Consider the following 20,861-nt stretch of genomic DNA (forward strand, 5'->3'; position numbering starts at 1 on the left):
CCTGCGATGTCTTGACCTAGCCGGCCATTGGTTTGATTTCGAGGCACACGACCCGGCAATCGGTGCAGCGCTCGATGTCTGAAAAGGGACGCCCGTTGAGGTCGCGTTTCCATTCGCCAAGGCTGAAATGTAACGACGGTATCAAGATCAAGTCCGGCGCGCCGCAACGCTCGACCCAGTCATCGATGAACCGAATGTAATCCTCGACAACCAGAAAATCGCCCAACACAATTGTGCCGCCGAAATAATCGTTTTTGGGCACTTCTACTTTCAGATCGATATCATTGAACTCACCCGAAGCCGTGATCATATCATCGACAATTGGCTGCATCAGCTCGGAACTGCAGATCAGAACGCTCTTGGCACCTGCGGCCGCAATCTCTCTCTTGATGTCTTTAAGGCAAGAGAATCTCAGATTGTCGGTTTGGATCTGGCCCCATGCAAACCCGGGCAATCCTTTGAGCCGATTGTATAGAAAAACCCCCGCCGATCGATCATCGAGGTCGAAAATCTGACTGGTATCGTTACCCGGGTTGCGCAGTCGGAATCCACTGGGGGTGATCGGCTGGCCATTGGATTCGAGTTGCACCGCCTCAAGCAGCGCGCGCAGGTTATTGCTTATTGCCTCAAGGCGCGGCTCGAAAATCTTCACGGCATCAACGCTTTGATGCGCCACGGTTTGTTTGGTCGCGGCGTCGAGATCCGCGTCTTTCAGAATCTTCATGTCGCCTCCGTAAAAAGTCCGAACCAGTCGCGTTCCGGGTCAACGATGACACTTTGGGGTTGGTCGGGTAGTTGCTGGCGGCCACGTTCCAGTACGATCTGATGCCGTGTTACCGTCCCGGTCGCGCCGTGCGTTTCAACGCAGACCGGAGAGCCCGGTGTGGCCCAGCCCTTCAATTCAATTATTGCCGTTCCATTACCAGAGGTGTCTCTCTGCCATGCGACGTCAGAAACCAGACTAGCGTCGTCGCGGACCCACTGATTGAAGAACCAGCGCAGGCTGTGGGGGGCAATCCATGACGCCAGCGCTTCGACTTCGTATCCCGTCATCCGGCCTGTGCGTTGTGCAAGCAAACGCAGAAATGTGCCAAACGCCGTGGTTCCAAGGAGCGTTCGCAACATGTGAATGACGTATCCGGATTTTGCACGGTACATATCTTGAGCCGCGTGATCCTGCATTTGCCGCAAGGCCTGAACGGAGGTCATCGCCAGTTCGGGGCGGTCTTGGGTTTTGGCGTGGATGCTGCGGCGGTATCCCGTGATCAGACCAGCATCTTCGGCAAGGTGTAGCCCATATTCAGCTAGGCCTTCCCGCCACCAGTCAGCACAGTCTTCAAAGGTAGTTTTGCGGTTCCAGAAGACATGCGAAACCTCGTGGCACATCAAATTGACGCCGGATGGGTTTTGCACCACAGCGACCGGAGCGCGGATTACATCATTTCCGGCATAACAGAACTGCCCCTTAGTCCCGTCTATACAAGCCAATGTCGGCAAAAGCTCGGGCGAGGGCATTTCGGTTACTTCTGTCCAGAGCGATAGCACTCGCTCAAAAAGAACCTGTGCGCGCGCAAGTTCGATCCTGATTGGCACCGGATCGGTTTGCGAAAGGAATGTCATGGCACCCCGTTCCGAGACCTTTGGCAGCGCGATCAACAAGGGCGCATTGGGTTCATCCGGGTCACCCATGCTAGCTGCGCCCCAACCGGGTGGGACAGACAGATCAAGGTCGTATTCGGCGGAGATGTGGCTATCGAAAACAGGCAACCAGCCGGATGCACCTGCCAGTTCTATGCGATCGTTGGTGATGGCAACTGCGCGCCCTTTGGGTGAACCCGAAAGGCGCAATTCGACGCGGTTTGATGGTTTTGTCGTCACCTGATCCAACCGTCTGCCGCCCTTGCGCGCAATATCGACCGAAGCAGTGCAATCCAGCGCCGGGTTGATTTGGAACGTCAGTGCGTGGGGCACGTCGCAGGTAACCACCGCGATAAGATCAATACCACTTGCTTCGACGTCTCCTTGCACGGCAATCTTCACGGAGAGCGGCTGCGTCACGAATAGGCACGGTTGAGCGTCGCGCCTGATCTGAGCGCGGCGAAGCGCGGCTGCGCTTGCGCGCTTGTCGCCATTTTTCGCACAATACTTGGCCCATGCCACATGCCCCTCAAACCGGTGCGCGGCAGCGACCAGCGCTGAATCGAACTGTTCCAAGGATGGATTGGCGCTCGTTTTGGTGAGCGCCATGTTGAAAATCGCGAGCGGGTCGCCTTGCTCTGCCGCCGCCGTCATTAACCTGTGCGCCCTGCCCTTAGCACCCATGCTGGCATTCATCACAGCCCGTGCATTGAGCGCCAAAAGATTGTTTGGCACTTTGCTCAACACCTCGCCAAAAAGCCGATCGGCATCGGCAAGCCGACCCTCGCGCCAGGCAATCTGGGCGCGGACAACTTGGACTTCATTCTGATAGGCAGGCAGCCGCGCCAGAGCTCCGAGGATCTTTTCGGCCTCGTCCCCACGCTCGAGGGTGGACCATGAAATGGCCAGTTTGAGGCAGAGGTCAGGATCCTGTCGTGAAGCGGCAACCTGTTGCCAGATCGGCAACGCGACGTGATAATGGCCATCGACATGCAACGCTTCTGCGAGCGAGGCGGCCCATGTCGCCTCAAAATGATCGGCACGGCTACGCGCTGAGGGATGAGTTAAAAGGTGATCGCGTTGCATTCGACGACCTCTGTTTTGACACCAGTACGCCGCTCGATATCTGTCCACGGCACACCGTTCAGGTCGCGCATCCATGGCGACGAGGCAAAGGGCGACGAGGGCACCAACACGAGGTCTGGCCTTCCGTTTTCGGCTACAAATTCTTCGATCGCAGCGACAAAGTCCTGAACCACCAAAAGATCGCCAACATTGATCGAACCGCCAAAGAAACGATTTTCGACTACGCGTACATCAATATCGAGCCCTTCGAACGCGTTAGTGCGCGCGACCATGGATTGTAGGATTGGCTTGATCATCTGGGATGACAGCATCAACACTTTGTGGGCATCGTGTTTGGTTATGATACGCCGCGCTTCGCCAAGCGCAGAAAAGCTCAGCGTATCGGTCAGCACCAGACCAAACAGGAAATCGTTGAACTGTGCGATGTCGGCATAGGGGTAGGTCTGCATGCTGGCGGGGTCATAGCGATGCAGGTCGACTGTGAACTGTTGCCCGTCACGTTCGATCTCAAATTGGAGGATTCTGTCCGGGGCGTCTTGGACATGTCCTGTGCGACCACTCACACCCGGCGGGCGGTAGCCGCCGGTTTCCGCTGCACACAGCTTCCGCAGGCAGGAGACCAGATGCAGACGTGATTTGATCTTGTGACCGCTGACGGCCAAGATCACGTCTCCACGCCGCAGCCCTGCCCGCGCTCCCGGAGAATCCACAACCACACCATCAAGGATCGCATCAGTGCTTTGCTGAACAAAGGAATTCGGCTCGATAACGATTGGAATGTTGTAGCGGTCCCTCAGCTTTTCGACCGCCTCCACAACGCTGGGCCAGAATGTACCTGTCGAAAATCGCTCGAAATTCCCCTCGAGGTATCGTGTGTATCCGCCAAGACAAATACGCATGAGCGCCGCGCGATGCTCATCTGCAAAGGCTATTGTGCGCTCCATGTCGTCGATGGATATGGACGGCCACATCACCACATTCGCCATGTAGGGAACGCGATATTCACCCAACAATTGGACCGCGTCGCGGACTTTCTGGCCGTGCCTGTCCCACAGCACATTTTTACGAACATCGTCGTCCACAGAATAAAGCGAGAGGTTGAAAAACATTGGCTTCATATCTGCCAGGGCCGCAACGGTCGGCTCATTTAGAAACGAACCATTCGTCACAAATGAGATGAGTTCGGTCGGACTAACCGCACGCATCTGTTTGAGATACGCAACTGCATTCTTGTTCATAAAGGGTTCGTTGATCGACGTTCGAACAGAAAAGATGCCAGTCTTGCGAGCAGGATCGTAGTGCTTGAGCCTCGTTTCAATCTCAGTCTGCGTGGCCATCCGTGGTGCATTCTGGATGGGGAAGTTTTCGGGGTTCCCCTTCTCGTAGCAAAACTCGCACGAATAATTGCAGACAGAAGATAGGTGCCAGAAAATATCGGAAAGGGATGAACCATAATCTGCCCACTGGGCGATGTCTTTGAGGCGAAAGCCGTCTATCTCGACGGGTTCGCCGTCCACTTCGATTTGAATGATTTGCAACAGGGCCTGCAATGATCGTCTAATCTGATCGATCCGTGCCTCTGTAAGCAAGATCGAGTCGATGGACTCGTAGCCGCGGGGCACGGTCCGATTTCGTATGTGCCCCTGTTTACGCGGTGCTTGTGATTTGGATGCTTTCGTCGTGTTCGGGGGTGTTGTTGTCGCGTTGTCGGTCACTGTCTCTGGCAAGAATGTGTCACTTGATCTGCCATCTTGAAATTCTAATCCTTCCGGCGATTTCTCCATCTCGGATCGTCCTCAAAAATCGGGCATATGGTTTTGCGATCACGCATGAGTCTGAACCCGTCCACCTTGACTTCGGTGTCGCCAATGTAGGGAACGGACAACTTGAGCAGCTCCTCCCATTGTACGCGGATGTACTCCAGCAAGGGATCGTCGCAGACGCTTTCGAACGGTTTTTCATCCAATCGAAAGCGCCAGACGAAGTCCTCGGACTGTTGCGGACCGTCAGTGGGCTTGGGCGAGGTAACTCGCTTTGGGTTGGACATGCCAATAACGGTTCTGCAGTTGACGCCGTTAGGCGGATTTCTTGAGATGGGCGGTCTTGTCGGCGGTGACCTTTTCGGCAAGCTCAAACAGCTGTTCGGTGTCCATTTCAACATGGTCAACGACCATACCGAGCAAATTGCCCAAGTCTTCCTGGTCCAGTTCATAAAGCTTGATGACATCAGCCACCGATGCTTCGAACCGGGTCTCGGGTGCGCACACACGACAGCCACAGGCCATCAGGTCAACGTCGAACCCATCTTCAAGTTCGGAGATTTCACCGAGGAAGTCTGCCTCGGCAGTTGGAGTTGCTTCGACTTTTGGTGCTTCGACTTCATCTCGTGGCATTTTGATTTCTCCTTTTGCTGCGATCAGTCATATCCAACCGGACCCGGCACTAAGGAAATTCTACCGTGGGTCAAAATAGATTTAAGTTGAATACAACCATAGGTTATACCCAATCAAATTTCTGTCAATTCTGATCTCTGGTATTTTTTTATCTTTTAAAAACAACAATAAAATTTCCGTTTACACAGTCTCTGCGCAGAAATCTGCCGACAAGATTACAGCTTGACTTGGTGATCTATTCGAACGGAATCGCTAAAATGAGAATCGTGAGTCACGAGCAGAATTGCACCGGAATATCCATTCAGAGCGTGCTCCAGCGCTTCTATGCTTTCAATGTCTAAATTATTCGTCGGCTCGTCGAGAATGAGCAAATCTGGCGGTTGTAAACCGCCAAGTGCGCAGGCCATTCCAACCATCAACAATTGCCCCCCACTCAACGATGACAGTTTGCGGTGTGCCTTTTCTGCGCGGAACAGATAGGTCGCCAGAACCGCATGTGCGTCTTGTTTCGTTGCGTTCGGATGCTGCGCCAGAAAGGCGCCCAGAACGGTCATTTCAGGATCGTCGCTTGCAAAGGTCTGATCGAGCATCGCGACCGTTCCTGTTCGTTCGATCTGCCCGGACGTCACGTTCTGCCGACCACTGATGATATGGAGCAATGTCGACTTGCCACGCCCGTTCACACCTGTGATCTGCCACCGTTCTCCACGATGAATTTCAAAGGTAATGTCGCGCAACAATGGCTGTTCGGGATCGAAATGGAAGGCCACGTCCCGGCATGCCACAACGGGCCGCTTACCGTGGCGTTGCCCGTGATCGAATTGCAGATTTGGCACGGGATTGCGACGCGCTGCCTCTGCCGCAGCCTGCGCCACATTCAGCGCTTTTGCCACGGCAGCCGTGCTGTGTTTGTCCTGAGCGCCCGAAGAGCTTTCGGCTTTTTCTCTGCGCGCAGAAATGGCCGTCTTGCTATCACCGCCCCGCCTTGCGTCCCTCGCACCGGCCCTGTCCTTGCGAGCCTGTGCATCTTCTTGACGCCGTGCACGAGCTTCCGTCTGACGCAGGGCCTCCTTCGTGCGCTTAGCCTGTTGGTCCAGTCGCTTTTCTCGCGCGGAGCGTATGTCTTCGTAGGCAGACCAACCTCCGGCATGAACCGTGACGGATTTCCGTGTTAGTTCCACGATTGCATCCACCTGCTCTAACAGGTCCCGGTCGTGGCTCACAACCACGGCGATTCCTTGAAACGAGACAAGCATATCGAGGATGAGTTGGCGACCTTCAGCATCAAGGTGGTTCGTCGGCTCATCGAGCAGCAGGATGTCGGGCGCGTTCCATTCTACTGCGGCCAACATTACACGCGTCACCTGACCACCACTGAGCGATACAACAGGTGTCAGTGGTTCCACGCCATCCAGACCAAGGCGGGAAAGAGCCTCTCTCACTCGCCCTTCAAGCGCCCAGTCAACGTGGGCATAATCCAGATCCGTATCACCAGCCAGCGCCCGCGTCAGTTGATCAAAAGCAGGGCGCAGGCCCATCAGGTCAACTACGTCAAGCGTGTTTGCGTACTGCTGGTTTTGCTCCATGTAACCAATCTGGCCATCCACAAAAACAGAACCTCGTTTTGGTTCGATGACCCCCCGGATCAATTGCAGAAGGGTTGTTTTCCCAACACCGTTTCGCCCAACCAAACCGATGATGCCACGCGACAGTGACAACGACACGTCCTCAAGCAATAGAGTGCCGTCCGGCAGAGCATAAGAGACGTTGGACAAGACGATTTGCATACGGCGCCGCCCCTATTTCTTCTGCGCGGCGATCCAGAATGAATCGCCTGCGTCCTCGTCGCCATAGGTGTCCGAGGACAGAATTTCGAAATCCGAATGCAACCACTCCTGGATTTGCGGCAAAGGTCGATAATGGCATGTCCCGCCCAATAGTGGCTTTTCGCCCGCTCCGTGCCAGAACGTGTGCAGCGCGACACCACCGGCGTTCAGAATGCGCGCCTGCCGGCCAAGGGACTGCTGCACTTGAACGTCGTCCAGATGTTGAAAGACTTTGTTGGAAAACACAGCGTCAAACCGGCGATCTGTCATGATCGTCGCTGCATCCAAGCTCAGAATGTCTTTGTCTGGAAACCGTTTCTGGCAAACTTCGCGTAGTACGCCCGAATGCTCGGACCCGGTCATGTCAAACCATTCGGACAATGCGGAAAAGGCCCCGCCCGCACCCATACCAAGCTCCAAGACCCTTCCACCTACCTTCAGATGGTGCCGTGCGGCGGCGATGATTGGTTTCGGCACCTGCTGATACGTCGCCTTTGCATAAAGCAGCGCAAGCCGTCGGTTATCAAAGAAACTGGTCATGGGGATGGTCCAGACCCTGTTCGTATTGCGAGAATTTCCTTGCCCGGCACACGATATAGTTTAGTAATGGACTTGGACGTGTCAATAACTCAACGGGCCGGGCAAGTAGCGCGGCACTGGTGTTTTTATGACAGCAATCCAATCCTTGCCAAACGCCGCCAAAGCCGAGGTTGTTCCGATCGTGTTGGTCAAGGCGCACAGCCGGTGCAACATCAATTGTACATACTGCTACATGTATAATCTTGGCGATCGAAGTGCGCTTCAAAAGCCCAAGCGCATGTCGGATCAAGTCGCTGCATCATCCATCGCCCGCATCATTGAATATGCACAGTCCCTTGATGTAACCCGCGTTCAGATCGTTTTTCATGGCGGAGAGCCGTTAATGGCAGGCCAGCGATTCTTTCGCTCATTTCTGGATACGGCTCGGTTGGCGGCTGATGCTGCTGGTCTTGAATTTGTGTTTACCGTTCAGACAAACGGCATACTGCTGGATGATACGTGGTGTCGCCTGTTCGCAGAAAACGGCGTGAGGCTTGGCGTTAGCATTGATGGCATCCCCGAGGTGCATGATCGGTTTCGTGTGACCCATTCAGGCAAAGGGACTTATGCGCAGGTCCGCAAAGGGTGGACACGCGCGGTTGAACATGGGTTGGACTCGACAGTTTTAACCGTTGTCGATCCCCAAAGCTGCCCAGACGCCGTCTTTCATCACTTGGCAGGATTGAAAGCCACACAAGTCGATCTTCTGCTGCCCGAGGCATGGCACGATGCACCGCCTGATCGAGATGGCGGCGAAACCCCGCACGCAGACTGGTTTATTCGCTTCTTTGAACTGTGGCGGTCTCAGGCACCCGCCCCCTTTCGCGTCCCATTTTTTGATCGCGCCCTGCATCGCTTGCTGTTTTTCGACGAGACGTCGCAGGCCCCAATTCTTGATGAGCGGCATACGGTCATCGTTGATACAGATGGTGAGATATCATGCATGGATTTGCTGCGCGGTGCCGTACCCGGTGCATCGAATACCGGCTTTTTTGTCCACGCGGACAGGTTCGTTGACGCCATAGCCGGTAATCCAGTCCGGCAGCGATACGGAAATGACAAGGTCTTGCCGGAAAAATGCAAAGCGTGTCGGTTGCGACCGGTATGCGGCGGTGGAGCAATCTCGCATCGGTTTCGACAGTCGAATGGATTTGACAACCCGTCTGTGTATTGCCCGGACTTGACCAAAATCTTCGACCACCTACACGCTTGCTATAAACACAGCGCGAAAATTGATCTGGCGCGACTATTGGGGCTGTTTGGCGGGCAATCACCGCAGCTTTCGCATCCAACACCGGTCGCAATATAGTCTCGATCGCGCCCACGGACTGCGTGGCCGAAGTATGTCCTGGGCCGCTGCCCTGACCTATTGGGTGGCCTTGGCCAGCTTCACTCCGACCAAGCCTCCATCTAGCGATCGATGGTCTTTTCGGGACACGCCCAACCGCCGTGCCGCGTCGGACCTGTTGCCGCTGCACAGATCAAGCAAATGCTAGGCCGCTGAACCACGAGATCTAGGTTTTCGATGGCCTGTGCGCCCGTCACACTGTCGTCGCCCAAAAACTCTTCGAGGAAAGTGCCCAAAATGACGGAAAGCTCGATCAAGTTGCGCAGTTCGCAGAGATCAGCAGACAGCAAATCGCAGCTTACCCCAATGTCCGAGATTCAGGGGGTGACCATTCGGTGAGCGATATATATTTGGGTCGCGCCCGACAATGGAACGCTACCGGCAGCCAGATTCTAGATCTCAGTGTTTAGGACTGTTCTGCTTTTCATATACGACGAATTAACCTAAGAGCCTTCGCGAATCCAATTCGCGCGCGCTGCGAATGTCTGCGTTCTTGACTTCTGCATTGGCAATCGAGGCCAGACGTCAGCGAAGAGCCGACCTAACATCGCTCGGCTATGCTGATTTTTTCCAGTATTAGGTTGTCTTCTGCAGACTTGCGGGCCACCTTCAGTTCCGTAAGTTAAGCGCAGACATTAGCGAGGGCATGGAATGAGTTGGGCCGAATATCTTGACACACACCAGTTGCGCTTTGTCGAAGAGTTGTGCGACTTCATTCGTATTCCATCGGTTTCAGCCAAACCCGAAAACGCGGGCGATGTTCGAAAGGCCGGGCAGTGGGTGGTTGATCGGTTGATTGCAGCGGGAATGGAAAACGTTCAGATGATGGAGACAGCAGGCCATCCGGTGGTCTGCGCCGATTGGCTGCATGCCGGGCCCGATGCACCTACCATTCTGATCTACGGCCATTTTGACGTTCAGCCTGCCGAGCCATTCGAGCTCTGGTCGTCGCCTCCGTTCGAGCCGACGATCCGTGGGGATCGACTCTACGGGCGCGGGGCGACCGATGACAAGGGTGCCATGTTTATCCCGATCCTAGCGGCAGAGGCTTTGCTAGCGGAGACCGGGAAGCTGCCGGTCAATGTGCGGTTTTTCTTTGAAGGCCAGGAAGAAATCGGATCCCCCGACCTTCCACCCTTTATCGAGGCAAATCTTGACCGGCTTCAGGCTGATATGATCTTTTCTGCCGATGGGAGTCAGTGGGATACCGAGACGCCGCAACTGGTCCTTGGTCTGAAAGGGCTCACCTCAATTGAGATCTCGGTTCACGGCGCGAAATCCGATCTGCATTCTGGCATGCATGGCGGCGGCGTCGCAAACCCTGCGATGGCGCTGGCCCAGTTGCTGGCCAGTATGAAATCGACCGATGGTCGGATCACGGTGGATGGCTTCTACGACGATGTTGTCGCGTTGACCGATGAAGACCGGGCCGCAATAGCGCGAGTGCCATGGGATGAGGCTGCTTATCTGGCTCAGACCGGAGCCCCGGCCACGTTGGGCGAACCAGGGTATACAACACGTGAAAATCTGTGGGCACGTCCGACACTTGAGGTCAACGGGCTGACCAGCGGTTGGCAAGGGGACGGCACAAAGACCGTTTTGCCCGCGTTGGCCTCGGCCAAAATAACTTGCCGACTGGTCGCCAATCAGAATCCCGAAAAGGTCTTTGATCTGATCTCAGCCCATGTCGAAGCTCACTGCCCGCTGGGTGTAACCGCTCAGGTATCGCGCAACCCCGGGCGCGCGGATCCGTTTCTTGTACCGGCCGGCCACAACGCAACTGCCATCGCGGGTCAGGTTCTCGAAGAGGTTTACGGCAAACCCGCTTACAAAACCCGCGTTGGCGGATCGATCCCTGTGATGTCGACCTTACTGGACGAGCTGGGTTTGCATGCGGTCATGTTTGCCTTTGGACACGAGGATGAAAACCAACACGCCCCGGACGAGTTCTTCCGTCTGCCAACCTTCAGACGTGGCCAAACGGCTTACGCCCGGTTGATGGAACGGTTGGGCGAATAGTGCTAACAGCCAACACCGGTTCAACCGTTTTCACAAGCTTCCGACATCACTGCATAGGTGCGATCTATGACATGCCGCACCTCAGCAAGAAACCGATCTTCATGATGCGTGACGAGCCATTGATCATGTTCCAGATCTTCGATCAAAGGTGACACTGGTTTCAGGCCCGGCTGCGTGTTTCCAATGAAAGTTGGCAGAACCGCTCGGGCAATACCTGCATTTGCAAGCTCAAGCGCATTTTGTGGCGCCGTCACTTCGATGGCGTCGTCCTCTTGCGAATGTTCTCTCACCCATCTGGCCGAGGGTGTTTTGGACATGACGCGCACCCAGGTCGAAATGCCTTCTTCCACAGCATAGACCGCAAACCGAACCCGCCCGATCTTGCGACCGGCCAAGCCGATCTCTTCTGGCCGGTGGTTTCGAATTCCAATCGCGGCTTCCCGGTGTCCGATGTTCAGTAGGTCTTCTGATGAAATGAAACGCAGCCGGACTGGCATTGATCCCTTAAGTCTTCCGACAGCGCCAATCAAAATTCTTGTTACCCAGGTCCCGGCGGAAATTTTGACCAACGGTAGCGCGGTAGCAAGGCCGCTTTCCGTGACAGGTAGGACACGCGCTTCGATGCTTTCGACTTTTTTCAAAAGCGCTTGTCCGTCTTCGGTCAAGTCATACCCTCGCGGTTTACGGTGAAACAGCTCGCTTCCGAGGTTGCGCTCAAGCTCGATCATGCGCCGACCCAGCGTGGGTGGGCTCTTGCCGGTCTGTTCAGCTGCTGGCCCAAGCCCGCCCGCTCTGGCAACCGCAAGGAAAAGCCGCAGGTTGTCCCAGTCAAAGTTACTTTCATACATGAAATGAAGATTACATTCTGTGTTGTTGATGAAAAGACTGTGATGGCGTTTTTTCTGAAGGATCAGCTAGGAGATCCACAGATGAACTTTCTCGAAACCGAAATCTCACCCCTTGGCATGGGGTGCTGGCCGATTGGTGGCAAAATGTACTGTGGCGAGCAGTCGTTGGGTTACACCCGATCGGACGACGGTGCCTCTATTCGTACGATCCACGCGGCACTGGACGGTGGGATCACACTTTTTGACACCGCTGCCGCCTATGGCGCTGGGCATTCGGAACGTTTGTTGGGCAAAGCGCTAAAGTATCGACCCGACGCCCTGATTGTCACAAAGATCGGGGTTGGGATCGATGAAGCGAGCAGGCAGATTTCGTTTGACCCCTTCACCCCGGATCAGGTTGGACCTGCTGTAGATGGGTGCCTGTCGCGGCTGGAACGGGATCGGATTGATCTCTTGCTGTTGCATGTGAACGATATGCCAATTGATGAGGCCGAGGCTGTGTTTCACGAACTGGACCGTTTGAAAGAGGTCGGAAAAATACGTGCCTACGGTTGGAGCACCGACTATTCCCAAAGCGTGCTGGCTGTTTCATCCAGGGATAGCTTCAAGGCGGCCGAATACGTGATGAACGTTTTTTTCGATGCGCCCCGAATGCAGCAGGTTGTCAAAAAGGAAGGACTATTATCCCTAATTCGCTCGCCCCTCGCGATGGGGTTGCTCACCGGCAAGTACGATCGAAATAGCGTTATGTCGCCAAATGACGTGCGCGCATCCGGTGAAAACTGGATGGAATACTATACCGATGGAAGGGTAAACCCTGATTTCATGCAAAAACTCGATGCGGTTCGGGACTTGCTGACCACAAATGGCCGAACACTTTTGCAGGGGGCTCTGGGATGGATTTGGGGCCAATCTGAAACATACATACCGATTCCGGGCGCTCGGACAGAAGAACAAATTGAAGGCATTTCAGGAGCACTGAACTTCGGTGCCATGCAGGTTGAAATAATGAACGAAATAGAAAGCTTAATTTCGCGTACCCCTGACGAACCAGACCGCCCCAGGTAGCTCGAAGAACTGTATCAAAACTTTGCACCCGTAGCGAATGTCGGCAATATGGGCTGCTAAGGCAGCATTTCTGTTCTCTGTTCAATGACCGCTCAGGGCCGCGTGTTCACTAAGGACAAATTTTACCACTGCCGCCAACTTAGCCCCATTGTTGTCGCGATAGCTTCAGGACACCCTGCCTGAACACGGCTGCGATAAGCGTGAACAGATAGCCCGTTTTCGGGCGCTACTACCTCCCATTCATCATCAGGATCATGAGCCATTTCCCGCACAACTTCTGTTGCGGCCCTTTCACCCGACCAGCCTCGTTTGAGCCGTTGTCTGAAAGTTTGGAATGCAATCCCATTTTCTGCTGCAACCGGCCAAGCTGCAAGGCCCTTCTCGACTTGCCGCTTTGCCGATTGTCTGGCCGCCCAAAAGGGCAACAGAATTGACTATGAAATTTTCCGTTTCCAAATGGTGTGAGAAGTTCGCATTGAGTAATCTTTGATCACATGTAAGCGCTCGAGACCACGAGGCAAGCAATTTGCGCCTTCATTTTTCAAGATCGAAATTGGCTTCTGAATCTCAGATATGTTGGTTTAACCGAGCAAAGATTTCAGGCGAACAGCGAACGTCCGGAAAGCGGTTTGCAATCGCAGAAACCGAACGACGATTTCAATGTCCGCTAAGTGCTGCTCCTAGTTGGGAGAGACCGGTTTGCTTACAAGATGCGGCGCTTGTTCCGATTTCAGGAATGAGCCCTCTTCTGACTTCGACATTCTCGCCATGTGCACTTGCAGCGCAAAATTCGCTGCGGATGCAGCGGTTGCGGTGCCGTTATGCGGCAGCAAAACCGGCCATTTGTGTAGCCAGAGCCGCGACAACGGGCCGCGTGTCACGAAGGGAGCGTCCTAAACCATCATGCGCATGCTCAAGCATACGCCCCTGAACTGTTTCATCATGTGGCTCTGCTCAGCAAACCGTCACAGATAGATCGAAGTCTTGCTACTACCCAAATAAAGCATGAGCTGCACGGCAAGATTGCACACTGATTAACTAACTCAACCAGCGAGAATCTGCTAAATTTCCGCCAGTCTGCTGGCCTTGTTGAAGTTTAGCATGGTTCCACTGATCCTTCTGCACAACTCCCGAAGGACAAAGATGCAAATGACATATTCAGGAAGTAAAACCTATCGTGACGTTAAGACAATCATCCTGAATACATCGCCCTTTGAAGATCAAATTCTCAGTATAAACACGTTGGCCAGAAATCTGCAGATCAGCCCAATCCCAGTCCGTGAGGCGTTGTTTCAACTTGCGGCGCGCGGCATCATAACATTTCACCAAAATCGTGGTTTTTCCGTACAGCAGATCAACCACACTGATCTGATCAGCGCCTACAACACAATCTTCGCGATCATTCTAGACGCGGTCGACCAACAGGGCGATTTCGAACTGGCGCTGATGGCAAAAAAGGCACGGGTGTTGGATGGAGGTCATGAAACCTCAGAATCAGAAAAAAGCGTTGCGGATAGCTATGAGCATCGTGTCAGGACCCTTTCCCAATTGGTCTGCAATCAGGCCAATCAGGAAGTACTGGGTATCCTCTTTGACAGGACAGAACGGTTCCGGCGCAGTTCGCTTTTGCATCGGTCCGACGTGGTCGATTCAATGGATATGTTGGACCGGATCGAAACGGCGATGCAAGACGCCAACCCTGATAGTATTCGCCGACATTTAAAGACGTACCGGGCTTACCGAAAGGAACGATTGCTGGACGAGGTCGTGATTATGATGAATGCTGACGCCCCGCAATTCGTAGGTGTTGTCTGATGCTCAGCTCGCCTTGGTGTTCTGGGCTTGTGCCCCTTCGATGCGGATGGTCTGGGCTGCGATGGATGCAAAAACATCGTCATGGGTGATAACGATGATCTTGAAGTGCTCTGACAATGCCTTCACTTGCTCGCACAGGGCATCTGCTCCTTTGGGGTCCAATGCGGAGGTGGGTTCGTCAAGTATCAGCACTTCGGCGCGGCTCCAAAGGGCCCGGGCAAAACCGACCCGGCCACGTTGACCGCCCGAGAGATGCTGGCCGCCCTCCCCAAGATCGCGGTCTTCAATGTTCCTCAGCTCACTTTCCGAAAACCCTGCTTGGCGCAGGAGATGATCAATGTCGGATTTGGACATTCCCACTGTACCAAGTGTTATGTTTTCGAGCAGCGAGCTATCAAAGATGTCGGGAACTTGAGTCACATAGAATATCTTTTCCGGGTCATACCCGCTGATGATCCGCCCCTCATATTCCTGCAAACCGGCCAAAGCACGCCCAAGGGTTGATTTGCCAGAGCCACTCGGGCCTACAATCGTAGTTACCCCTGTACGCCCGATGTTCAGCGACAGCGCCTCAATCACTGGTGCTGCATCATAAGATATCGTGACATTCTCTAGTTCAAACCCAACCTCGGCGTTCGGCTCCTTAGAAAGTGGAACACGCATCTGCGCGGTTGGTCCGGTCAACATCTCAAACAATTCTGCTGCACTGGACAGACCCTGAACGAAGATTCTGTACGCCCCGGCGAAATTCAACATCGGTTGCACGATCTGCAAAAGCAAACCATTCACCAGAACAAGAAGAGGCAGAGCTTCAGACAAGCTCCCCGCAGAATTCAAAACCAATCGACATGCGAGATAAACGAGTGATCCGATTAACGCGCCTTGGATAATTCCCATCAAGATCCCTGGGCGTAACGAATGCAATACCTCTCGAATGAACCGGTCGGTCGCTATGCGATACCGATCAATGGCCCATTCAGTGCGCCCGAACGACCGGAGCGTCTCGAACCCATGAATGTTCTCACGCAAAATCTTGAAGTTTACCGAAGCGGTCTGGAACCACTTTCTTTGCAACGCGTCGATCCGCTCTGAAAAACGGTAGGTCACAAAAGCGAATATTGCTAGTGTCCCCCCAGCCAGCGCTGCGAGCGACCAGCTGACCTTGACGCCAACAATCACCACCAGCGCAATGAATTCTAGGGTAAGCGGTGCGATAGAGAACAGGAGATTGTACAGCATCGATCGGATACCCCCAAGCCCGCGCTGGATGACGATAGCAAATTCGCTAGCGGTTTTGCCCCGGACATGTGGGAACGACAGGATAAAGTATTGACGTAAAATTTTCAGAGCCAGGGCTTTTTGCAACTCCTGTTCAAAATACACGTAGACGGCAAATCGCAGTTCTTCGAACACCCTCAGGCCAAAAAAGACAGCGCCGTAAAGGGCTAGAAGGCCGAAGATCGCAACTGATCCCGTCTGAATCCTAGTTACGACTTCAGCGAAGATGAACGGCGTAGCAATGCGGGCAGCAGTCACTAGCATAAATAGCGCTACGGCCAAGGACAGCGCAACCCAGCCACGTCTGGGCAACGACAGGTCTCTTCCCAAAAGCACACCGAATGTTCGTCTCACGAGCTCACTCTAACCAAAAGGCACAGGCTCGATATTAACGACCTTGGCAAGATTGAAACCGCGCAGGACCGAGCGTGTCGCTGTAGGATAGCTAGCATACGACGACATGGTCAGAAAACCATTCAAGGCCACCGTCTGACAAAGATGCAAAGACATCGAAAGCCCAGGGAAATCGAGGCGTTGTTCTGACAAAAGCACCTTTAAATCCTCTAAAGAAAATGAGGCCATCGGTTCCGCAAATGCATCGGTGCTGAATGCCGCCGCCGCTGGCAGCATGTCATACAGACGCACAACTGTATCTGCTGTGTTGTGACTGAAGTAGTCATCCGTTACACCCAGACTTTTTTCACTCTTTAGTTCGAAAACCGTCCGCCCGGTGTGCAGTTGCTGCATCAGTACATACGCTTGCCACAACTCCAATAGCGCCTTTTTCATCGCGCGTGATCCGTCTTGATGTGCCGATGCGCCGGAGGCAAGATAAACAGGCCCGTCTCGATTGAGAATAAAAGCGAGGTATACACGATAAGGCCGAATTAGGCTGATATCGACTACCAGCAACTGACCGGCATTGCGCATTATGGCGCAGCACCGCGAAAGCCGTGCGCCGATAGGTGCATCTGGCCCAATCTCAAAGGACTTGCGCACATATCCTCCGTACCAAAACGCGGTCAGTGCTTGGCGTTCACATAGTTCAGCCAATGCCGCGCTGCGAGCCCTTTCAGCGGATTGGTGAAAGGCGCTACCAGAACTATCTCGTTTGGGAAAATGCACTGTATCAATATGCGGACCCAGAGCAAAGGCAACTGATGGGAAATGGCGGGTGCGACCGGTTCCAAGTTCCGTAACAACACTGGCTAACAATTCGGTTGGGGGATCAGGTTGATCGGCGGAGTGCAGATTGATCCAGTCACGCACGTCAGGATCAAACTGGTTGATCGCCATGGGCTGTTCGGCGCTGCTCGCGCGATCAGCAAAAGCTAGCTGCCGCTCCAAAGCCTCACCCGCCGCGCGGATCATGGTTGCGCGATCGAATCCTGTGCTACAACTGATCAGCGTCTGCCCAACACGGATGCGAGACATGGCGGGCAATGCAAGATTTGGCGATATATCATGGTTCCGCCGGGGGAAAACGGCTCCGATCATGAGTTTACCCGTCCGAACAGTTGGGCGATCAGGGGCCATGCCGCCCTGGGGTCGACACCCATCGCAACGCTAAGCCTTTCATCGTCAAAGCCGCCCCATGTGCGTTGACGCAAACCAACGGCTTCTGCAGATAGGGTCGCGGCATGAACCATTGCACCCGCTTCAAGCAAGATCAGCCGATAGGCGCGTGCACCATACTTTGCAAATGGAATATTCGGGAGAGCAGCATAAAGAACAGCGAAATCATAGCCGGCCCAGTCGCTTATCCCCTCTCCGAACAAGGGTGCATGAAGATCGTCAGCCCCAAGGACCATTGCTTCAAGGCCCTGCGCCTTGGGCAAAACATGGTAGGTACCGGATGGGACACCATCAACATTCCGAGCATGTATAATGACTTGCACGGAATAAAGCGCTCCACCGCTGCCATAGGGGCGGATGACACGTCCATCACGTTCGTACTCCATGTAGCTGCTACCCAATATCTGCCTGAACGTTGCCAGCCCAAGTGGTGCCGAAGCTTCAAAGGGCGGTGCAGAGGCGAGACGCCCCCCTGGATCAACCGGGGTTCCTAAGACCATCTGTTTCCCTCCAAAAGTCAGTTCGGCAAATTCGCTTGCCGAGAGTTGCTCGGACGTAAGTGTGGGGAAACCGGGGGTACCATTGAGCAATCTGTCGCCGCGGTTGTGCGACGCGCTGTGAAACAGGCGTGTAGCGTGGAACGCGTCTTCGCGCAGGGTGTCGTTGGCGATAGCAATGCGAAGATCTTGCATCCTTAGTCTTCCCCAGTTCCATGAGGTGTGCGCAAACAATCACATTGGGGCGAAAGGGGTACGAGGATAGGGCGAGCATCCAGCGTTAAAATCGATATTGAAAGTCCGGAGTGCGCCTGCACCGGACCGGTCAGGCGTGTACCAGTTGCGCCCACCCTTTGTGCCACGCGATATGCGTGGCACAAAGCAGTCGCAAGTGTGTCTTTGGGTAGATGGATGAACGGCATCTGTGCGGCCCCGCCCGCCTTGAGTTGAGCAGCGACGTCTGACAACCCCATCAAAGTGTCGCCTCGGGCAAAGGCGACGCGTTCCCACGCGAAATCAAAGTGGCAAAGCGGGCAAGGATGGCCACTTTCTGGCTCGTAAGGAGGCGTGATGATAATGTCGGTGCTGCTTCGAAAGACACAGATGATGCGCCGTTCCGTGTTGTCTTGCGCCCCTTGCTGGCGCTCCAAAAAGCGACTTAGCTGGCTTTCGACCTGATCGGGGAAATCATCGGTCAGGAACACACCGATATGAACGCTGACGGGGGCACCTGTATGCACCGGATCGTTTTGGCCATACAGGGTATCACACAGCATTCGGACCTGCGGATCTTCAATATGCCAGACTATCTGGGCAAGGGGCAGTGTGCTTTGCGATAGCAGGCCCGTCACATCGGTCAGATATTCGCGAACATCCTCTGCATCGGCTTTGGACAACATGGCGACCTTGTCGTCGAGGTCGGCGGCGCTGAGCGTCTGTTGATCGGAAAGTTTCTGGACAAGTCGTGACATGAAAGGGTCCGTAATCTGAAAAAACCCGTTTTCTGTATCGATGGCTACACCGTCCTCGAGGGCGGTGTAGCCGAAATTTCGGATGACATAGGTCAACTTATCCTGCCGAGTTATTGCAGGCCGCGCAGTTGTCAGGAGATTGGTTGCTGTCAGCAATGCTGAGCTGGTTAGCTGGCTTTTTGGTCAGTTGAGTCCCAAAACGATTGTTCATGATAGTCTCCTCTGAAGGTTACTGCCGATGCGCTGTTGCACCGGCTGTCTCCGACCCTAGAGGCAGCCCAACCCATATATGAATGATATATTTCCGCGTTGTGTACCGGCCCGCCTCCGAATTTGCTTTGTCGGCCCCAAAGCTCTGACGGTTGATTTAGCAGTAATTCTGGCACCCGGTTTCAAAGTGTGAACGGCGGGCTTCTACCACGTCCTAAATGTTCAGAAACGATGCCACGAAAGTGCCGTCTCCGCTCCGACAAGACAGATGCCAGCGAATGACCGGAACAGTGACGCATGCGGTGTCAACAAGAAGGATATGCTGGGCGAGCATTCGTGATCCAAGCAAAAGGCGAGTGTGTCCGCGTCTCACCAGTTCATTTGGTGAGCAACGAAAGTCGATCCATAACAGACCGACCCTCGGCGCTGATCTCGGCGAAGGTGCTAGGAGAGCCCAAATTACCGGATTTTTGCAGCATAGCGAATGTCGGCTACCAAAATAAGGGACTAGGTGCCGCGTCCGGTTGTTTGCTCAGCGCGGCGCCGATCGTCACGTCAAGGCCGCGCAAAAGCCGCGACGCGTTCATAGGAGCCGTCATATCCCAGCTTCACCAAATCAGCATGCATTTGCTTGATTGTGTGCCGCTCTTTGCGTGACTTCCGCGTTTGGATCAGAAGCCAAGCAGACAACCGATCCGCATAGGGATCCAGTTTGCTTGGAAGCTTTGGCGTCTTGAACCGCGGCTCCGCCGCGCCTTCGCGAAGATATTTCTTGATGGTGTTCCGAGATAACCCTGTGCGACGGGCAATCTCTCTGATTGGCATTTTATCACGCAATGCCCAGCGTCGAATGACACTCAAAAATCCCATGTCGATCACTCCATATCTCCCCGACAAAAAACCGTCAGGGCAGTAAGTTCACATGGGTCAATTCTCAGTGACAATTTAGGGGCATACCGGGTCAGTTCTCAGTGACAATCAACAGCTGAAATCGCCAAAAAGAGCCTGAGGTTGTAGAGAAACATTATCCGTTTTTTCCGAATTATGTATTCAGATAACCTTATTTATCTCGGCATGGCGGCGAAGTAAATGTTCCGCATACTTTTAAAACCAAGGAGAATGGAACGTGTCCAAACTAACGATTACCGGAAACGTCCTGGTCAAAGACGATCATATCGACTTCGTGAAGGCAGAGTTGAAAAAGTTGATCCCAATCACGCGTGCCGAGGCGGGATGCATTCAATATGACCTGCATCAGGACAACGAGAATCCGAACTATTTCATGTTCTTCGAGAACTGGGACAGCCGCGAGCTCTGGCAGGCGCACATGGGTGCTGACCACTTAAATGCCTACATGGATGCCACAGACGGAATGATCGAAAAATTCTGGCTGCACGAACTCACACACATCGCATGAGTGAGGCTATTTAAATGAAACACTCCCTCCTTAGACAGCTACTTCTGGGTTCGATGTTGTCGGCCGCTGCGCTCTCGCCTGCTATTGCCGAAACCGTCGAAACTGAAGTGGTGGCAACCCATGACACACGCTACGGCGATCCGTTCTTCTCCACCGATGGTCGCATGTTCCTGAGCATGTCACCTGACCCAGCCCCTTGATCCGGGCCGTTTGGATGTAGAATCCGTTCCTGTTTCTTTCTCGTGTTTAGGTTGCGGTCAAGGCCTGCTGAGCGGAGCCGTTGCGTAGCTCAA

18 protein-coding genes and 2 pseudogenes are annotated in these 20,861 nt (G+C 54.0%); 6 read left to right on the forward strand and 14 right to left on the reverse strand.

Annotation, left to right across the window (positions count from 1 at the left end; all coding sequences use genetic code 11):
• Positions 1 to 16: 16 nt before the first annotated feature.
• The 7 genes from ACR0I7_RS17630 to ACR0I7_RS17660 form a co-directional block, all read right to left on the reverse strand.
• Positions 17 to 724 (reverse strand): hypothetical protein, encoded by a 708-nt coding sequence (locus ACR0I7_RS17630; RefSeq protein ID WP_480513345.1) that lies wholly within the window; start codon positions 722 to 724, stop codon positions 17 to 19.
• The gene (locus tag ACR0I7_RS17635) at positions 721 to 2,724 is read right to left on the reverse strand and encodes a tetratricopeptide repeat protein (protein ID WP_480513347.1); all 2,004 of its coding nucleotides are present in this window, start codon (positions 2,722 to 2,724) and stop codon (positions 721 to 723) included. Before ACR0I7_RS17635 ends, ACR0I7_RS17630 begins: the two co-directional genes overlap by 4 nt.
• Positions 2,703 to 4,346, reverse strand: a complete 1,644-nt coding sequence (locus tag ACR0I7_RS17640; RefSeq protein WP_480513349.1) for a radical SAM protein — start codon at positions 4,344 to 4,346, stop codon at positions 2,703 to 2,705. Before ACR0I7_RS17640 ends, ACR0I7_RS17635 begins: the two co-directional genes overlap by 22 nt.
• 137 nt (positions 4,347 to 4,483) lie before the next feature.
• Positions 4,484 to 4,771 (reverse strand): hypothetical protein, encoded by a 288-nt coding sequence (locus ACR0I7_RS17645; protein WP_480513351.1) that lies wholly within the window; start codon positions 4,769 to 4,771, stop codon positions 4,484 to 4,486.
• Between the two features lie 28 nt (positions 4,772 to 4,799).
• Positions 4,800 to 5,117 carry a hypothetical protein gene (locus tag ACR0I7_RS17650; protein ID WP_480513353.1) on the reverse strand — a complete coding sequence of 106 codons (318 nt, stop codon included), beginning with the start codon at positions 5,115 to 5,117 and terminating at the stop codon, positions 4,800 to 4,802.
• A gap of 215 nt (positions 5,118 to 5,332) precedes the next feature.
• Positions 5,333 to 6,904: an ABC-F family ATP-binding cassette domain-containing protein gene (locus ACR0I7_RS17655; protein WP_480513355.1), complete on the reverse strand. Its 1,572-nt coding sequence runs from the start codon at positions 6,902 to 6,904 to the stop codon at positions 5,333 to 5,335.
• 12 nt (positions 6,905 to 6,916) lie between these two features.
• A complete protein-coding gene (locus ACR0I7_RS17660) occupies positions 6,917 to 7,483 on the reverse strand; it encodes a class I SAM-dependent methyltransferase (RefSeq protein WP_480513357.1) in 567 nt (188 codons plus the stop codon).
• A 127-nt stretch (positions 7,484 to 7,610) separates the two neighbouring features.
• On the opposite strand from ACR0I7_RS17660, the gene ACR0I7_RS17665 reads away from it, so the two are divergent.
• On the forward strand, positions 7,611 to 8,831 hold the full coding sequence (locus ACR0I7_RS17665; RefSeq protein WP_480513359.1) for a radical SAM protein: 1,221 nt from the start codon (positions 7,611 to 7,613) through the stop codon (positions 8,829 to 8,831).
• A 57-nt stretch (positions 8,832 to 8,888) separates the two neighbouring features.
• Here the strand turns inward: ACR0I7_RS17665 and ACR0I7_RS17670 are convergent.
• Positions 8,889 to 9,139 (reverse strand): annotated as a pseudogene (locus ACR0I7_RS17670) (hypothetical protein); the annotation flags it as partial.
• A gap of 382 nt (positions 9,140 to 9,521) precedes the next feature.
• Here ACR0I7_RS17670 and ACR0I7_RS17675 point away from each other — a divergent pair.
• Complete coding sequence (locus ACR0I7_RS17675; protein WP_480513361.1) at positions 9,522 to 10,889, forward strand: dipeptidase; 1,368 nt, start codon at positions 9,522 to 9,524, stop codon at positions 10,887 to 10,889.
• Between the two features lie 20 nt (positions 10,890 to 10,909).
• Here ACR0I7_RS17675 and ACR0I7_RS17680 read toward each other — a convergent pair whose 3' ends face one another.
• On the reverse strand, positions 10,910 to 11,737 hold the full coding sequence (locus ACR0I7_RS17680) for a LysR family transcriptional regulator (RefSeq protein ID WP_480513363.1): 828 nt from the start codon (positions 11,735 to 11,737) through the stop codon (positions 10,910 to 10,912).
• Between the two features lie 3 nt (positions 11,738 to 11,740).
• On the opposite strand from ACR0I7_RS17680, the gene ACR0I7_RS17685 reads away from it, so the two are divergent.
• Positions 11,741 to 12,805 (forward strand): aldo/keto reductase, encoded by a 1,065-nt coding sequence (locus tag ACR0I7_RS17685; protein WP_480513365.1) that lies wholly within the window; start codon positions 11,741 to 11,743, stop codon positions 12,803 to 12,805.
• A 1,101-nt stretch (positions 12,806 to 13,906) separates the two neighbouring features.
• Positions 13,907 to 14,620, forward strand: coding sequence for a GntR family transcriptional regulator (locus ACR0I7_RS17690; protein WP_480513367.1), 714 nt, complete (start codon positions 13,907 to 13,909; stop codon positions 14,618 to 14,620).
• A gap of 3 nt (positions 14,621 to 14,623) precedes the next feature.
• On the opposite strand, the gene ACR0I7_RS17695 is transcribed toward ACR0I7_RS17690, so the two are convergent.
• The 5 genes and pseudogenes from ACR0I7_RS17695 to ACR0I7_RS17715 all read right to left on the reverse strand — a co-directional run.
• Positions 14,624 to 16,180: an ATP-binding cassette domain-containing protein gene (locus ACR0I7_RS17695; protein ID WP_480513369.1), complete on the reverse strand. Its 1,557-nt coding sequence runs from the start codon at positions 16,178 to 16,180 to the stop codon at positions 14,624 to 14,626.
• A gap of 81 nt (positions 16,181 to 16,261) precedes the next feature.
• Positions 16,262 to 17,332 carry a YcaO-like family protein gene (locus tag ACR0I7_RS17700; protein ID WP_480513371.1) on the reverse strand — a complete coding sequence of 357 codons (1,071 nt, stop codon included), beginning with the start codon at positions 17,330 to 17,332 and terminating at the stop codon, positions 16,262 to 16,264.
• 59 nt (positions 17,333 to 17,391) lie between these two features.
• Positions 17,392 to 18,165, reverse strand: a complete 774-nt coding sequence (locus ACR0I7_RS17705) for a SagB/ThcOx family dehydrogenase (protein WP_480513373.1) — start codon at positions 18,163 to 18,165, stop codon at positions 17,392 to 17,394.
• A gap of 2 nt (positions 18,166 to 18,167) precedes the next feature.
• A complete protein-coding gene (locus ACR0I7_RS17710) occupies positions 18,168 to 18,941 on the reverse strand; it encodes a hypothetical protein (RefSeq protein ID WP_480513375.1) in 774 nt (257 codons plus the stop codon).
• Positions 18,942 to 19,709: 768 nt separating this feature from the next.
• A pseudogene (locus ACR0I7_RS17715) lies at positions 19,710 to 20,021 on the reverse strand (helix-turn-helix domain-containing protein); the annotation flags it as partial.
• Positions 20,022 to 20,277: 256 nt separating this feature from the next.
• On the opposite strand from ACR0I7_RS17715, the gene ACR0I7_RS17720 reads away from it, so the two are divergent.
• Positions 20,278 to 20,568 (forward strand): putative quinol monooxygenase, encoded by a 291-nt coding sequence (locus ACR0I7_RS17720; RefSeq protein ID WP_480513377.1) that lies wholly within the window; start codon positions 20,278 to 20,280, stop codon positions 20,566 to 20,568.
• Positions 20,569 to 20,582: 14 nt separating this feature from the next.
• A complete protein-coding gene (locus ACR0I7_RS17725; protein ID WP_480513379.1) occupies positions 20,583 to 20,768 on the forward strand; it encodes a hypothetical protein in 186 nt (61 codons plus the stop codon).
• Positions 20,769 to 20,861 lie beyond the last annotated feature (93 nt).

This window comes from Ruegeria sp. AM1, assembly GCF_056540745.1.